Source organism: Paenarthrobacter sp. FR1 (genome assembly GCF_051106045.1).
Classification (GTDB): domain Bacteria; phylum Actinomycetota; class Actinomycetes; order Actinomycetales; family Micrococcaceae; genus Arthrobacter; species Arthrobacter nitroguajacolicus_A.
Map to the genome: position 1 here is coordinate 93,992 of NZ_JBPFSF010000015.1, position 15,469 is coordinate 109,460.

Annotated in this window: 12 protein-coding genes; 3 read left to right on the forward strand and 9 right to left on the reverse strand. The window is 64.3% G+C overall.

Annotation, left to right across the window (positions count from 1 at the left end):
- Positions 1–8 precede the first annotated feature (8 nt).
- A complete protein-coding gene (locus tag ACR30Z_RS21675) occupies positions 9–1,238 on the forward strand; it encodes an amidohydrolase family protein (RefSeq protein ID WP_144652481.1) in 1,230 nt (409 codons plus the stop codon).
- Between the two features lie 56 nt (positions 1,239–1,294).
- Here the strand turns inward: ACR30Z_RS21675 and ACR30Z_RS21680 are convergent, their stop codons facing one another.
- From ACR30Z_RS21680 to ACR30Z_RS21710, 7 genes are all read right to left on the reverse strand, one after another.
- Positions 1,295–1,783, reverse strand: coding sequence for a pyridoxamine 5'-phosphate oxidase family protein (locus tag ACR30Z_RS21680; RefSeq protein ID WP_434374571.1), 489 nt, complete (start codon positions 1,781–1,783; stop codon positions 1,295–1,297).
- A 501-nt stretch (positions 1,784–2,284) separates the two neighbouring features.
- Complete coding sequence (locus tag ACR30Z_RS21685; protein WP_244296839.1) at positions 2,285–3,496, reverse strand: MFS transporter; 1,212 nt, start codon at positions 3,494–3,496, stop codon at positions 2,285–2,287.
- Between the two features lie 278 nt (positions 3,497–3,774).
- Entirely contained in the window at positions 3,775–5,220 is a 1,446-nt protein-coding gene (locus tag ACR30Z_RS21690; RefSeq protein ID WP_434374572.1) for an FAD-binding oxidoreductase, read from the reverse strand.
- A gap of 130 nt (positions 5,221–5,350) precedes the next feature.
- Positions 5,351–7,285 carry a glycoside hydrolase family 13 protein gene (locus ACR30Z_RS21695; protein WP_434374573.1) on the reverse strand — a complete coding sequence of 645 codons (1,935 nt, stop codon included), beginning with the start codon at positions 7,283–7,285 and terminating at the stop codon, positions 5,351–5,353.
- A gap of 2 nt (positions 7,286–7,287) precedes the next feature.
- A complete protein-coding gene (locus tag ACR30Z_RS21700) occupies positions 7,288–8,220 on the reverse strand; it encodes a sugar ABC transporter permease (protein WP_434374574.1) in 933 nt (310 codons plus the stop codon).
- The gene (locus tag ACR30Z_RS21705; protein WP_144652475.1) at positions 8,220–9,857 is read right to left on the reverse strand and encodes an ABC transporter permease subunit; all 1,638 of its coding nucleotides are present in this window, start codon (positions 9,855–9,857) and stop codon (positions 8,220–8,222) included. The genes ACR30Z_RS21700 and ACR30Z_RS21705 overlap by 1 nt, the downstream gene beginning before the upstream one ends.
- 98 nt (positions 9,858–9,955) lie before the next feature.
- A complete protein-coding gene (locus ACR30Z_RS21710; RefSeq protein WP_434374581.1) occupies positions 9,956–11,254 on the reverse strand; it encodes a sugar ABC transporter substrate-binding protein in 1,299 nt (432 codons plus the stop codon).
- Between the two features lie 212 nt (positions 11,255–11,466).
- On the opposite strand from ACR30Z_RS21710, the gene ACR30Z_RS21715 reads away from it, so the two are divergent.
- Positions 11,467–13,212 (forward strand): glycoside hydrolase family 13 protein, encoded by a 1,746-nt coding sequence (locus ACR30Z_RS21715; protein ID WP_434374575.1) that lies wholly within the window; start codon positions 11,467–11,469, stop codon positions 13,210–13,212.
- Positions 13,213–13,232: 20 nt separating this feature from the next.
- Positions 13,233–14,255, forward strand: coding sequence for a LacI family DNA-binding transcriptional regulator (locus ACR30Z_RS21720; RefSeq protein ID WP_434374576.1), 1,023 nt, complete (start codon positions 13,233–13,235; stop codon positions 14,253–14,255).
- A gap of 24 nt (positions 14,256–14,279) precedes the next feature.
- On the opposite strand, the gene ACR30Z_RS21725 is transcribed toward ACR30Z_RS21720, so the two are convergent.
- On the reverse strand, positions 14,280–14,801 hold the full coding sequence (locus ACR30Z_RS21725) for a GNAT family N-acetyltransferase (RefSeq protein ID WP_434374577.1): 522 nt from the start codon (positions 14,799–14,801) through the stop codon (positions 14,280–14,282).
- On the reverse strand, positions 14,794–15,288 hold the full coding sequence (locus tag ACR30Z_RS21730) for an SRPBCC domain-containing protein (RefSeq protein ID WP_144652471.1): 495 nt from the start codon (positions 15,286–15,288) through the stop codon (positions 14,794–14,796). Before ACR30Z_RS21730 ends, ACR30Z_RS21725 begins: the two co-directional genes overlap by 8 nt.
- Positions 15,289–15,469 lie beyond the last annotated feature (181 nt).

Consider the following 15,469-nt stretch of genomic DNA (forward strand, 5'->3'; position numbering starts at 1 on the left):
AGCAACCATTGAATACCCTGATCCGTGCCGCCCGCCCGTGGGGGCAAGCGCTCAGCGATGTCACCATCGTCGCGGGTGAAGCAGGCGGCAAGATCACCGGCGTCGAACCTCATGACCCGGACCGCGCCGTTCCAGCCGGCGTGACCGTAGTGGAGGGCCGCGGACGCTTGCTGCTGCCCTCCTTCTCCGACGTCCATGTCCACCTCGATTCCACCCGGATCGGTTTGCCGTTCCGCGAGCACACCGGCGGCCCGGGCGTGTGGACCATGATGATGAACGACCGGCAGAACTGGCGCAACGCCGAGGTGCCACTGCAGGATCGCGTGAACGACACCCTGGGAAGGATGATCGCGCGGGGCACCACCCGGGTCCGCTCCTACGCACAGGTTGACGTGGACTGCAGGCTGGAACGCTTCGACGCCGTGGCTGCCGCCAAGGAGAAGTTCGCCGGCCAGGCTGCGGTGGACATTATTGCTTTCCCCCAAGCCGGCTTGTTACTGGAGGAAGGGACGGTGGAACTCATGGAGGAAGCGCTCAAGGCCGGCGCCAACGTGATGGGTGGCATTGATCCCTGCACCCTGGACCGGGACCCTGCGAGGCACCTCGACATCGTTTTCGGCCTCGCCGAGAAGTACCAGGTCCCCATCGATATCCACCTTCACGAACCCGGCGAACTCGGCGTCTTCAGCACGGACCTCGTGCTGGAACGGACGCGGTCCCTGGGGATGCAGGGCAAGGTGACCATGTCCCATGCTTACCAACTGGGCAGCGTCAATGAGGCCACCACGCGGAGGCTGATTGACGCCTTCGCAGAGCTTGATGTCTCCCTGGCTTCGGTGGCACCCTCTGCCGCAGGCCAGTTGCCCATCCCGCTTCTGACCGAGGCCGGGGTACGGCTTGGCCTGGGCGAGGACGGCCAACGCGACTACTGGTCCCCCTACGGCAACACCGACATGCTGGACCGGACGTGGCAGCTCGCCTTTACCCATGGCTTCCGCAAGGACGAATTGATCGAGCACTGCCTGGCTATCGCCACCATAGGTGGCGCCAGCATCCTGGACCCCAGCGCGACCCGGCTGAAGGACACGGCCCACCGTCCCGGCGTCGAGGTTGGGGATCCGGCGGATCTTCTCTTGGTGGACGGCGAAACAGTGGCCTCCACGGTGATGGACCGCGGCAAGGACCGCACGGTCATTCACGCCGGTCGGGTTGTAGCCGACCAGCTGGAACTCGTCTAGGCACTGACAAGGAAGGCCGGTTTCACCGCTTCGCCGCGGGGGAACCGGCCTTTTCCTTACTCGCCGCGTGCCGTGGGAGCGTCATCGAGGGGCGTCCACCAAGTCACGGCAGGAGTGACAGTAAAGCGCCGTCCCGTGACTTTACTGGGGGTGATGCGGATGAATTGGTCTTTCTGTCCGGCCTCCCACGGGAAAAGCAAGAGGCCGATGGTATCCAACACGTCCTGCGTCAGCGTCACGGCGGACGCTTGGCCCTTAACCACTACGCTCCACGCCACCCCGGTTTCGGCATTCACACCATCGGCTTCGATGGCCACAGGGGCATCGCCCAACGCCGCATGGAGTTTGGTGCCCTCGCCTGTCCGGAACACCATGGTTCCGTGGTCAACCTTGTAATTCACGGGGAAGATATCCGGATGGTCATCCACTACTACGGCGAGCCTGCCCACTGAGACGCCACGGAGGAGCTCCCAGCATTCCTTGGTTTCAAGGATCTCCGTAGCGGGTGTGCTTGGCTGATTTGTCCCTGATGGTGAGTTCGTCATATCGCCGAGGATACGCCGCAGGGTTGCGCCCCAACAGGGCTACACTGACTCGCGCGGGCCAGCAGTAGGATTGACTTTTCGATTACCGGTGCGCCGTCACGTCGACGTCGTGGTTCCGGTCAGAGGTAATCCAGCAACAACTGAACAGGCCTTTACGGCGGAAGCGGTCACAAGGAGGTAGTGGGAGAGGCTTCCATGGCGGCAGAGATTGCAGGGATAATCAGTCACGTCTTGCGGGATGTGAGTTACAGCGGGCTGGCGGAACCCCGCGTTGAAGAAGGCGACTGGGACGACGACCCTCAGATGCTCTCGGCGATGATCTACAGCACCCGCGATTCCACCGGACAAGGCGTGTCGGTCAGGGGCGATCTCGCACTGTCCGACCAACTGGTATCGGTGGCGGACCAGGTCCAAGAATGGGTTATCGAGGAGTACGGCCCCACCAACAGCAATTGGCCCCCATGCCCCTGGCATCCCAAACGTAGATTCCACCAACAGCAATCAAGCAGGAGCGTTGGAATCTGCGCGCTTAGTGCCGGACGCCGCCACCATCCCACCCTCGTCAACCCTCACCAGCGGTCCGCGGATGGCAAAGAATCCGGCACCAGCCAGCACTACGGCTTCGGCGGCGAGCGCCCAGAATGTCACTTCCCAAGCACCGGTCATTGCGTGCAGCAGCCCAGCGACCAATGGACCAAGGGATGCCAGGGCGAATCCGAAGCCCTGGCTCATGGCTGAGAGCCTCCCGGCGGACTGGGGCCCGTCTGACCGGATCACCACCAGGGCCATGGCCAGGCCGAAGCCAGCACTCTGGACAATCCCGAGAACACCGACGGCGACGAACTGAAGTTCCGTAGGTGCTGCGAGGACTCCCAGGAGTGCGCACGCCACTGACAAACCAAGACCCGGCGCCATAATTTTCAGGATGCGGGGACGTCCTGCGAGCACAGGGGCCAGCAAACTGGCGGGGAGTCCCGCGAGACTGAACCAGGCCAGCAAGGCAGCGGCGTCGGCGGATGAAAGACCCCGGGACACTAAGTACACGGCCAACCAGGACGTGATGGCGAAGTAGAGCATGGCCTGCAGGCCGAAGAAGGCGGTGACTGCCCATGCTGTCCGCTGCTTCCGAAGCGGCGTGGCTGTGCCGGGGGCTCCGATAGCCGTCCCGGCAGTGGTGGTCACCACCGTGGGGCGTCCTCCGGAGCGGTGGATGAGGAACGCGCCGACCAGGGCCGGTACCGCCCACACCGCGAGCGCTGAGGGCAGGTTTCCGCCGAAGGCCTGCTCCAGTGGCTGAACCAGTCCAGCGCCCAGCGCAGCGCCGAGACCGAATCCCATGGTGCACAGGCCGGTCCACCACCCGGTGCCGCGGTTTGCCTTAACGATCTGGGGCACCAGGACACTTGCGGTCATGATCGCCGAGCCCGCCAGGAATGTGCCGGGCAACAGCAGCGCAGGCACCGTCGCCCGAACGATCAGGGCCGCAGCCAGCACTAACAACGCCACGGCAACGGCACGCCCAGTCCCGACCCGTCGAGCCAGCCAAGGTCCGATCGGCCCCGAGATGCCAAAGGCCAGCACCGGCAAGGTCCCCAACAGCGGAAGCAACGCCGGATCCAGCCCGAACACACCCGGAACCTGGTTCATCACCCCGGCGACGGTAGTAATGGCCGGCCGAAGATTGACGGAGACCACAACGAGTGCAAGCAACACGAGCCCCGTAGCGAGTCGGCCCCCACTCCCCGAAGGTAGGACACCAGCTCTGCGCCGTTCTTGCACGTCAATCTCCTCATAGCCACTTTGGTATACCAAGTAAGACTATGAGGTGATTGACGGAAAGTAAATGCAGAGCAATAAGCCGTCCAGTAGGGAAGCAACCAGCGGTCGGTAATATTTGGGATACCAAGGGCGGTGGCTTAGGGGCACCGCCAAAAGGCCGGAACGCGGCAGCGCGCGTCTAAGGTGGGCAGCCTACACGCCCACGGACTACCCTAGATAGCCTTCCCCGGATTCAGGATCCCCTGCGGATCAAACAACTCCTTGATCCGCCGCTGTAGCTCCCGGACCGGCTCCGGCTGCTCCAAGCCGAGCCACCGGAGCTTGTACTGCCCCACCCCATGTTCTCCCGTGATCGTCCCACCCATCGCCAGCCCTACCCGGATGGACTCATCAAGGGCCGCGTTGAGGCGCAGCAAGGCGTCAGCGTCGGTAGCGGGGTCTACCCGGTCCATCCAGAACGTGGGGTGGAGGTTGCCGTCGCCGGCGTGGGCCACCACTTTGAGCCGAACCTGGAATCGCTCAGCCATGGCCTCGAGCTCGGCCACGAAGTCCACCAGCCTGGAACGCGGGACGGCGATGTCCTCGCCCACCCTGAATTCGTCATCCACTTCCACGCCGCGGCTGTTGCGGCGCAGTTCCACCAGCATTTCGGCTTCTTCACTGGCTTCCGTGGTCACGGTAGCGCCGCCGTCGGCAAGTACTTGCCGGACGACGTCGGCTTCTGCGGCCGCTCCGAAGCCGTCGGTCTGGATCAGCAGCAAGGACTTTCCCCGCGCTTGGAGGTCGCCGCCGTTGAGCTCGTCGAGCTGGACCAGGGTGCCGTTGTCCAGGAGCTCCATGATGGCGGGCTGCACGCGGGCCTTGCCTACGGCCAGCACTCCAGCGGCTGCGCTTCGGAAGTCCTGATAGAAGGCAGCGATGGTGTGGACCTCCCGCGGCAGGTACTTCAGGCGAACCGTCACACCCACCACAATGCCCAGCGTTCCTTCCGAACCCACCAGCAGGGCGGTGAGGTCGTACCCCGCCACGCCCTTGAAGGTCTGGTGGCCGGTGTGCATCAGCGAACCATCCGCCATGACCACATCCAGGGCCAGCACGGAGTCGCGTGTCACGCCGTATTTGGCGCATCGCAGCCCTCCTGCGTTGGTGGCCACGTTGCCGCCGACGGTGGACATTTTGTAGCTCGCCGGGTCCGGCGCGTACATGAGGCCGTATTCGGCGACAGCAGCGTTCAGGTCGGCGTTGATGACGCCGGGTTCGACGACGGCGGTCTCGTCGTCCGGGCTGAGGTCCAGGATGCGGTTCATCCGTTCAAGGCCCAGGACGATGCAGCCTTCGGTGGCATGCGCGCCGCCGGAGACGCCGGTTCCGGCTCCCCGGGCGACGATGGGCACCTGGTGGGCCGCGCAGCTTCGAACGATGTGCTGGACGTCCTCCACCGATTCGGCCCAGACGACAGCAAGAGGTAGGTGCCGCTCCAGCAGCGGTCCTTGATCGATGGAGTACACGGTGAGGGTTTCTTCATCCTCCGCCATCTGCCCTGCACGGAGTCCGGCCGCGAGCTCCTTCAGGAATATCTGCTGCCCTGTTGAGGGCTGGGTGGGTTCTCCGTGGCCCGCCGTCCGGCCCTTGATGCTTTCCTCTGATGTTCCGGCCATAGCCGTTTCGTCCGACACAGTGGTCCCTCCACGTACGCACCGCGGACACGCCAAACCGGCAGTCTTCGCAGTGTTTTAGTGCTCACAGTCTAGCCAGCACGGGACGCCGCAGCACGGCGACAGGCTCCGGCTACGGAGCGGGGATCACCGTCCCTGGCAGCTCCCAGATTCCGGCGGAGATGCCTTCTGCGCGGAGGCGGACACCCTCGACGGCGGATGGCTGGGAGGGTGCCGACGTTACCGCTCCGGAGCGGTGCACGGGGGCGGCCAGCAACGCTTCGAGCTGCCCGGTGGAGAGGACCGAATGGTCGAGGAGGACCTCGGCAGCGTCCCTCGCAACGAACACCAGCACTGAGGACTCTGCCGTCTCCCGGACGAAGGCCAAGGCGTCGCCCTCGGCGTGGAGCCAGCGCACCCCGCCTTCCGTGAGCGCTGGAAGATCCTTGCGGAGCCGCCCCAGGTTGGCGTGGACGGATCGCAGGTCCGTGAGCGCGCGCTCGGCAGCATCCCACGGCATGGGAGTCCTGGAGTCTTCTCCATTGAACCCCTCCAAGCCGAATTCATCGCCGGCGAACACCACGGGCACGCCCGGCAGGCAGTACGTGAGCGCAGCGCCCACTTCCGGGCCGCCGTCGACCATCACCGTTGTGGCCCGCGCGGTGTCATGGGTGTTCAGGGCGTTCATATTGTTTTGTCGCACACCCCAGCTAAATCCCGAGGCGAGGTCCTGGTGCGTCGCAAGGAACTCCTCGGCCTCGATCCTGTTGGGTCCCGCTTGGGGTGAGCCGAAGAAGTTCACATTGGGAGCATCCTTGGCGAGCCAGGACCACAACGGGCGGGTGAGGTTGGAGTACGTCATGGCGCCCTGCCAGTGCTCGCCGGTGACATCGGGGGCTGCGTCGGACGTGGACTCGGCCAGCAGGGCGGCGTCCGGGTTGATCTCGCGGACCCGGTCCGCAATGAGTCGGGCTACTTCGTGATTAAGGTCCACCGATCCGAGGCGCCCGGTCATGTTGCCGACGTCGATGCGCCAACCATCCAGGCTGAATGGCGGTTTGAGCCAGCGTGCCACCACGGAATCATCGTCGGCGATGAAGCGTCGGCGCAGGGCATCCGAGGACCAGTTGAACTTGGGCAGCGACGGCACACCCCACCAAGATTCGTAGCTCGAATGGTCGGCGCTGAAGTAGTAGTACCCGGCTTCCTCCGAACCTGGATCGGCGAGCGCTTTAACGAACCACTCGTGTGCGTCGCCGGAGTGGTTCGCAGTGAGGTCGCCCATCACTTTGATCCCGCGCGCGTGTGCGGCTTCAACCAGGTCCACCAAGGCCTGGTCCCCTCCCAGGAGCGGGTCCACCGAGTCGAAGGTGGAGGCGTCGTAGCGGTGGTTGGAACGTGCGGGGAAGAACGGGGTCAGATAGAGGACATCGACGCCCAGTTCCTGCAGGTGGTCCAGTTTGCCCGTGATTCCCGGCAGGTCTCCCCCGTAGAACTGTGTGGAGGCCTGTTCGCCCGTCCCGACTACCGGGGTGTCCCAGGAACATGCGATGGCCCAGTCGGGGGTGGGATGGTGGTCCGCCTGCTCCGAGCGGGCGAACCTGTCCGGGAACACCTGGTACATGGTGCCCTTGTGCAGCCACTCCGGGGCCGGGGCAAACGCCGTCAGCCGGAAATCCGCGGCATCGGACACGTCCCGGCGGTACAGGCCCTGGGCGTTCAGGTTCCAGTAGCTCCGTCCGACGGTGCTGCCGATCGCTGCGCTGGCGGCAGCACCGTCGTCGTGCGTTTCAGCGACTTCCAGCAGGAAGCGGTACTGGGCCACGGGGTTGGCTACCAGCATCGCCGCTTCCCACCACTCCCAGCCGTCGGCTGCGCCCAGCCGGATGGCAGCGTCGTAGCGCGGCTCGCCGTCCTGGACGGAGCGGACCCAAACCCTCGACGCCGGACCCCACCGCTGCGGGACACGCACCCGGAGCCGGACGGTATCGCCAAGGGACACAGACTCGGACGCAGTTTTGGATACGAAGAGACTGGAGCCGTCGTGGTGGGGAAGGGCGATGGGCATGATCAGCCTTTCACTGAGCCAGCGGTGAGTCCGCTGACGATGTACTTCTGCAGGAAGAGGAACAGGGCCATCACAGGAAGCGCGGCGATCACGGCACCTGCCGCGAAGACGCCCCAGTTTTCGGAACGCTGCTGGGCCACGTAGGAGTAAAGCCCGACGGCGAGTGTCTGGCTGTCCGGATCGGTCAACACCACGCTGGCAATGACGAACTCGCTGGAGATGCCGATGAAGGCCAGCAGCCCCACAACAGCCAGGATCGGTGTCACCAGGCGGAGGATAATGCCGAAGAAGATCTGCACATGGCTGGCACCATCGATCTTGGCGGCCTCATCCAAGGACTGCGGGACTGTGTTGAAGAACCCGTACATGAGGTAGGTGTTCACGCCCAGTGCGCCGCCGAGGTACACCATGATGAGGCCCAACTGGCTGCCGAGCCCCAGCGCGGGGATCACTTGGGAGATGCCGCTCAGGAGCAGGAAGATCGCGACGACGGCCAACAGTTGCGGGAACATCTGCAGCAGGAGCAGGGTCAGGAGTCCCATCCGGCGGCCTTTGAAGCGCATGCGGGAGAAGGCGTACGCGGCCATGGCTCCGAGGAAGACGGTGGCGGCCGATGTCACCACGCCAACTACCAGGGTGTTCACAAACCAGCGGCCGAACGGGCGGCTCGGATCGCTGAAAAGTGCCACGAAGTTGCCGGTGTCGAACCTGGAGAACAGCCCGTTGGAGCCCACCAGGGTGCCGTTGGAATCCAGTGCAGCGGACAGCACGTACAGGAGGGGGAACACGGCGAAGATCGTCGTGGCGACGCCCACCACGTGCCGCCACCCCTTGTCCTTGAACCAAACCCCGAACGGACGGCGCTTGGGCACCAGCGGCGAGGGGCCGCCGTCGGACGCTGTTTCCTTGCTGGCGGCGAGAGTGCGTACGCTCATCAGTTCACGTCCTCGAGTGCTTTGGTCTGCTTGAAGCTGATGGCCGAAATGGTGGCCACGATGATGAAGATGATGATGGCCAGTGCGCTGGCCAGGCCGTAGTCGCGACCCGTTCCCTGGCCGAACGCCACCTTGTAGACCAGCGTGATCAGGATGTCGGTGGATCCGATGTCACGGTCGGTGTCCGCGAAGCGTGGCCCACCGCCGGTGAGCATGTAGATGACGTTGAAGTTGTTGAAGTTGAAGGCGAAGGATGAGATCAGCAGGGGTGCCACGGACACCAGCAGCAGCGGCAGCTTGATGGAGCGGAACACCCGCCAGGCGGAGGCGCCGTCCATGCGTGCGGCCTCGTCAATTTCGGAGGGCAGCGACTGCAGCGCGCCGGTGCAGACGAGGAACATGTACGGGAAGCCGAGCCACACGTTGACCACCAGCACGCTGATCTTGGCCAGGACCGGGTCTGTGAGCCACCCGATGTTCGCACCGCCCAGCAGGGTCTGGTTGAGCCAGCCGAACTCGGGGTTCAGGATGCCGGACCACACCAATCCGGACAGGAAAGCCGGGAAGGCATAGGGCAGGATCATGAGGATCCGGTACACCTTCTTGCCGCGGAGGTCCTCGCGGTTGAACGTGATGGCCAGGAAGAGGCCCATAACGAAGGTCAATGCCACCGATGCAATGGAGAAGGTGAAGGTCCACAGGATCACGCCCAGGAGTGGTCCGCGGAGGCTGGGGTCCGTGAAGGCACGGGCGAAGTTGTCCATGCCGACGTCGATCTTCCAGCCGGTGGCCAGTGTCCCGCCGTTGGCGTCGGCAAACGCGCCCTTGCCGTTGTCGCGGTATTGGGTGCCGGTCTCGGTGTCCGTGAAGGTATCCGTGGCGGCGTCGTAATTGAGCGCGGGCTTGAACTGGTAGGCCGTGCTGCCGTCCGCAGTGCGGAGCGTCCCATCAGCGGGATTGTCCGAAACCGGGACCGTGATCTTCAGGATCTCCTGCTGATTGGCCACAATCTCCTGGAACTTCAAGGTTTGGTAGCCGGGCAGGGAGTTTGCTTTGCCGGTGGAATCCTTGCCCGCGCCTGTTGCCTCGGTGAGGGGCTGTTCCGTGCTGCCGATCTGCGCCTTCCCGGACGGATCCGTGAACAGCAGGTAGAAATCGTTGCCCTTGGTGAGGACGGAGGCCTTGTACGCAGGTGAATCCGGGACACGCTTCTGGGCCGTCAGCTGGATGGCAGAGATGGCATCGTCCTTGGTGCTGTTGTGCCCGTCGCCGTAGTTGGTGAATGCGATGTAGCCGCTGAAAACCACCACCAAGACCTGGAACACCAGCAAGAACAGCACGCCCGGAGCCAAGTACTTGGCTGGCAGTCCGCCCTTGCGGAGGTAGATCCAGTTGATGGCAAGAACCACCAGGGAGGAAACCGCCAGCGCAGCCCACGACTGGCTCAGGAAGAGCATCATCAGGACGTACACGGCGAAAGCGTCCACGAGGCCCAACAGGACAATCTTGAGGAGGGTGCCCTTGAGGGAGTCGGGGTGGCGCTTGACGGGTGCGCGGCGGGCTTTTGCGCGAGGCGGCTGCGTCGGCGCCGGGCTGGCTACGGTGGACGGCAGTTCTTGGAGATCTGGCTTTGGCATTGTGGATCCTTGGGTAAAGCGGTTGGCGGCAGGCAGGGGCCGGGCGGTGGAATGCCGCCCGGCCCAGGGCAGACCGGTGGAATAACCCGGTTGCGGTACTAGCCGCCGATCTTGGACTTGATGCTGGCGGCCATCTTGGTCCACGCCTCAGCCGGGTCACCCTGGCCCTTGATGATGGCGAGTTCGGTAGCTCCCCAGTCAGCCCACACCGCGCTCATTTCCGGGATGGCCGGCATGGGCACGCCGGTGGCGCCGATCTTGCCGAAGGCCTCAACCACGGGGTCGCTGGCAGCCTTCTCGAACGATGCCTTCAGCGCCGGCGGGCGGCCACCCGCCGCGTACATGGAGTCCTGGGCAGACTCGGAGGTGAGGTAATTGGTCACGAATTCATTGGTGGCCAGTGCGTTGGCGCTCTTGGCGCTGATAAAGAAGCCGTTGACGCCGATGAACGGCTGCGCAGGTTCGCCACCAGCGGCAGGGAGCTCGTCCACGGCGAACGTGATGCCCTTCTTCTGCACGTCCGGCACGTTCCACGGGCCCGTCAGGAAGTACGGGGATTCACCGGCCAGGAACTTCTCCTTGGCGATGTCGCCGGTGATGTTGGAGTTGATGATCTTCTCGCCGGCATCGCCCCAAGCGGCCAGCTTCTTGGCAAATTCGACGCCGGCAGCGTCACCGATGAGGAGTTGCTTGGCGTCATAGCCGCCGTCGGCATTCTTGCCGAACACCTGGGAACCCATGGAGGACTGCAGCGGGTACAGGTGGTACGGGTCGCCCTGCTTCGGATCCATGCCCACCAGGAAAGGGAAGGTGGCTTTGCCGTCCGCTACGGCCTTCTTGCCGTTGGCCACCACCTCGTCCAAGGTGGCGGCTTTGCTGTCCACGATGCTGGTGTTGCGCAGGAGGGCGATGTTTTCGATGGCGTACGGTACACCGTAGACGGCACCGTTGTAGGTCATGGCTTTGATGGAGGAATCCTGGAACTGGCTGGCCTTGTCGCCCAGTTCCACGGGTGCAATCACGCCGTTCTGGACGAACTTGCCGATCCAGTCGTGCGGTCCAACGATGAGGTCCGGTCCTTGGCCCGTTGGCACTTGGGTGATGAAGTCATCGCGGACTGCTGCGAAGTCCTTGACCACGAGCTTCACGTCGATGCCGGTGTCCGTCTTGAACTTTTCGGTGATGTCCTTCAACGCCGGGGAACGCTCTGCATCCACCCACATGGTGATGGTGCCGGCGCCGGCAGCCTTCAGGTCGGGCTTGGCAGCGTCCGAGCTGGGAGCGGTGGAGGCGCTGCCGCCACAGGCGCTCAGGGCCAGGGCTGCAACCACGGAGATCGCGCCGGTGGCGAAAACGCGGCGGGTGGTTTGAGTCGCGAGGGTGTTGTGCACCTTCATTGGTGTCCCTTTCGTTTCTTCTGCGTCGACGACGGCAAGGGCTCTGCCCCCGGTGGTGTCGTCGGTGATGTGGCTCACAACTGCAAGCGCTTCCACACAATACATGCCGGGATGCTCCTTTGAAAACCCCGAGCCATCTTCAATGCGTGATGAAAGGGTACTGAGAATTGGAAGCGCTTTCAATTTGTTCCAGTCTCTTCTACGATGTGTGCATGTCCGTTGATTCATTGCTCCCGGTTGCGGCCCACGAGCCCACAGCAGCCTTCACGCAGCTCACCCCTGTCCATGACGCTTCGAAGGCACACGGATGGTGGCGTTCCGCCGTGATCTACCAGATCTATCCGCGATCCTTCCGCGACCTCAATGGGGACGGCGTAGGAGACCTTGCGGGCATCACGGCTGAGCTCTCACAGCTTTCGGACCTGGGGGTCGACGCCGTGTGGTTGTCGCCGTTCTACCGCTCCCCCCAACGGGACGCAGGGTACGACGTCAGCGACTACTGCGACGTGGATCCCCTGTTCGGCACCCTGGCCGACTTCGACGCCCTGATCGCAGAGGCCAACCGGCTCAACCTGCGCGTCATCGCGGACCTCGTCCCCAACCACTGTTCAGACCAGCACGTCGCATTCCAGGCGGCACTCGCGGCAGGCGTCAACAGCCCGGAGCGGGATATGTTCATCTTCCGTGACGGCCAAGGACCTGACGGCAACCAGCCGCCCAACAACTGGCAGTCCCACTTTGGTGGACCGGCATGGACGCGGATCATCGAGCCGAATGGCCAGCCCGGCCAGTGGTTCCTCCACCTCTTCGACTCATCGCAGCCGGACTTCAACTGGGACAACCCTGCCGTCCACGCCGAGTTCGAACGCGTCCTCCGCTTCTGGCTGGACCGCGGCATCTCCGGTTTCCGGGTGGACGTCGCCCACGCATTGGTCAAAGCCGCCGGGCTCCCCAACTGGGGTGGACGAGCGGACGGCAACAGCTCCGAAGGTTTCCCCGGCGAGGATGCTCCCATGTTCGGCCAGCCCGCCCTGCACGACATCTACCGCCGCTGGCGCTCCATCCTGGAAGAGTACGGTCCTGACCGCATCCTGTGCGCCGAAGCCAACGTGGACCCACTCCCCCGGCTGGCACAGTGGGTCCGTCCCGACGAGATGCACCAAGCCTTCAACTTCCCGTACCTGCATGCCGGCCTGGACGTGAACCGACTACGCCACATCATCACCGACTCGTTGATCTCCTTGGACGCAGTGGGCGCCCCGAGCACCTGGGTACTGTCCAACCACGACGTTGTCCGGCACGTTTCACGCTTCGGCTACGACGGTCCAGGACCACGCGACGGCGACGGCATCGGTCCCGACGACGTTCAGCCCAACGAAGAACTGGGACGACGCCGGGCTGCCGCGGCCACCATGTTCATGCTCGGCCTCCCTGGCGGCGCCTACCTCTACCAAGGTGAAGAGCTGGGCCTTCCCGATTCCTCCAGCATTCCCGGCAGCTTCCGCCAGGATCCCACCTTCGCCCGCACAGGTGGCGCCCGGATCGGCCGTGACGGCTGCCGGGTCCCGCTCCCCTGGCGGTCCGCCGAGCCGCACGCCGGCTTCGGCAGCGGCCTGGATCCCTGGCTCCCGCAGCCCGAGTCCTGGCCCGCCCTGGCGAGGGACAAGCAGGAGTCCGATCCGGCGTCGCACCTCGCTCTGTACCGGGAGATGCTCGCTGTGCGGGCAACACACCGGCTCGGCGAAGGATCCCTCGCCTGGGTAGAGGACTACTGCACCGACTCTTCGCTGGCCTATCTCAACGGCAACACTCTGGTGATCATGAACGTCGGGACCGAAGCCATGCCACTCCCGGCAGGTGAGACGATCCTGCGCAGCTCCGCACCGGAAGCAGGCGCGGATCTACTAGGCTCAGATCTACTAGGCTCAGGGGAGACAATCTGGCTAACAGCCAGCTAACTTTTCCACCAAGGAGCGGCATGACCGGCATCAAGGATGTGGCCGAGCGCGCAGGGCTGTCCGTTGCCACTGTTTCACGGGCGCTCAGCGGCAAAGGTAACGTCTCCCCCACCAGCCGGGAGCGGGCCCGCGCCGCAGCTGCCGAATTGGGTTTCGTGCTGTCCTACCATGCGTCGAGCCTGGCTTCCGGCCGGACGCACAACGTTGGCTTGGTGGTTCCCTCGGTCCACCGCTGGTTCTTCTCAGCGGTGATCGAGGGTGCCTCCGCGGCATTGCTCGAGGCCGGTTACGACCTCACCCTCTACAACATCGGCGAAAACCCCACCCATCGGCACAGCGTCTTCAACGACTTCCTGCTGCGCAAACGCGTGGACGCGGTCATAGCGGTGTCATTGGAGCTCAGCGAAGAGGAGATCCAGCAGCTCCACGCAGTCCACAGGCCGATCGTGGGCATCGGCGGCCCCCTTCCCGGAGCCTCCACCATCAGGATCGACGACACAGCGATCGCGTTGAAGGCAACCAACCACCTTCTGGGCCTGGGACACACCAAGATCGCCCATATCACCGGGCATGAGGCCTACGACCAAGACTTCCACTTGCCGGGAACCCGCCGCAGCGGCTTCCAAAGAGCAATGAACGACGCCGGCTGTCCAGTCAGGCCCGAATGGATCGTTTCGGCTGACTTCACCATTGAAGGCGCCTACGCCGCGGCCCGCCAGTTGTTGGCCAGCGCCCCGGAGCGCCCCACGGCAGTGTTCGCTGCCTCTGACGAAATGGCCATCGGCACCATCCTGGCTGCCCGGGACTTCGGGCTGCGCATCCCGGACGATCTCTCGGTCATGGGCATCGATGGGCACGATCTTGGGAATGTCATGGGCCTCACCACCATCGACCAGGATGCCAAAGGGCAAGGTGCGCTGGCAGTCCGGACCCTGCTGGGCGCCATCAACAACGGCTTGATCCTGGAGCCTGCCGACACGGAGCACCCCACCAAGCTGGTGGTGCGCACCAGCACGGCCGTCCCCAAAATAAGCGCCTCGTAGCGCTTTACGCGATGCCGCCGGACCTTACGGCAGAGGGCGCTCCATGACGAGCTCCAGCTTGCTCGTGTCCTGCGGGTAGGGCCGGCTGGCGCCCGTGGTCTCGAATCCATGCCGCCGGTAGAACGCCAGGGCTCGGGAATTGTCCTGATGCACTCCAAGCTCGAGGTGTTCGGCGCCGAGGTCTTCGCCGGCGGCTTTGCATGCCTGGTTGAGGAGTTCATCTGCCAACCCCAGTCCCCGATGCTCCGGCGCCACGTACACGCTGATGAGCATCGCTTGGAGGGGCTTCTCCGGGTCCTGCGGGTGTTTGACCACCACACGCATCAAACCGGAGAGCTTGCTGCCGTCCTCGCCGCCATCAGCCACCAGGGTAACGCTCGAGTCGCCGGACATCGCGGCAGCGCGTTCCTGCCATTGCGTATCGGTTTGCCGGCGGGCAGCGTCAAGGCTTTCGACGTATGCCATGGGAGTGTCCGCCAGCATCTCCAACCGTACTGTCCGCAACAGCTGCCAGTCGTCTGCGCGGAGCCGGCGGACCCTAGGCAACTGCTCCGCCCATGAATCTCACGTAGCGCTCCAAGACACGGGGCCAACCTTCAGCGTAGGAAGCCCTGGAAGCGGCAGGGTCTTCCGCGCCTTCCCAACCGTCGTGCACCAACCGCACCTCAGTGCCCTCCTCCACGGACCGGAAGGCCACGCGGATCTCGGTGGACCACAGAGGGGTGCTCGCCGGGTACCAGCTGGCGTGGAAAGACAACGGAGGCTGCCAATCGTCGATGGTCCCCCACACGGACGTACGCCCGTCTTCGGCGGTTTCCAGGATCAGGTTCTCCTCGAACTCGACGTGGGATCCAGCGCCGAAGACGCTCTCCTGTTCCAGCGGCCACCACAAGTGGGGGTGGTCCGTGAATCCCTGGAAGGCGTGCGATACGTTGCTTGGGACCACGACGGTGATGATGAGCGGCTCCAGGTCGGCGCTGGCCGGCTGGGACGACTCGGGCTCCGACGCGGGGTGGCTGAAGAGGTTTTCCATGACCACCAACTCTACCGGTGGCTCCGGGTTAGCGGGCCCGGGGTGTGCCTGCCTGGTGTGTGGGTGTTAAAGGTGAAGAGCCCCGACCTGTGGTCGGGGCTCTTCGAATGGTTGTCCGGCGGTGTCCTACTCTCCCACACCCTCCCGGGTGCAGTACCATCGGCGCTGTGGGTCTTAGCTT

What these genes read in the sequence shown, in the direction of transcription:
- ACR30Z_RS21680 (WP_434374571.1), bottom strand. Translation starts at nt 1,783, where the DNA reads ATGACGAACTCACCATCAGGGACAAATCAGCCAAGCACACCCGCTACG.
- ACR30Z_RS21690 (WP_434374572.1), bottom strand. Translation starts at nt 5,220, where the DNA reads ATGGCCGGAACATCAGAGGAAAGCATCAAGGGCCGGACGGCGGGCCAC.
- ACR30Z_RS21695 (WP_434374573.1), bottom strand. Translation starts at nt 7,285, where the DNA reads ATGCCCATCGCCCTTCCCCACCACGACGGCTCCAGTCTCTTCGTATCC.
- ACR30Z_RS21700 (WP_434374574.1), bottom strand. Translation starts at nt 8,220, where the DNA reads ATGAGCGTACGCACTCTCGCCGCCAGCAAGGAAACAGCGTCCGACGGC.
- ACR30Z_RS21705 (WP_144652475.1), bottom strand. Translation starts at nt 9,857, where the DNA reads ATGCCAAAGCCAGATCTCCAAGAACTGCCGTCCACCGTAGCCAGCCCG.
- ACR30Z_RS21710 (WP_434374581.1), bottom strand. Translation starts at nt 11,254, where the DNA reads ATGAAGGTGCACAACACCCTCGCGACTCAAACCACCCGCCGCGTTTTC.
- ACR30Z_RS21715 (WP_434374575.1), top strand. Translation starts at nt 11,467, where the DNA reads ATGTCCGTTGATTCATTGCTCCCGGTTGCGGCCCACGAGCCCACAGCA.
- ACR30Z_RS21720 (WP_434374576.1), top strand. Translation starts at nt 13,233, where the DNA reads ATGACCGGCATCAAGGATGTGGCCGAGCGCGCAGGGCTGTCCGTTGCC.
- ACR30Z_RS21730 (WP_144652471.1), bottom strand. Translation starts at nt 15,288, where the DNA reads ATGGAAAACCTCTTCAGCCACCCCGCGTCGGAGCCCGAGTCGTCCCAG.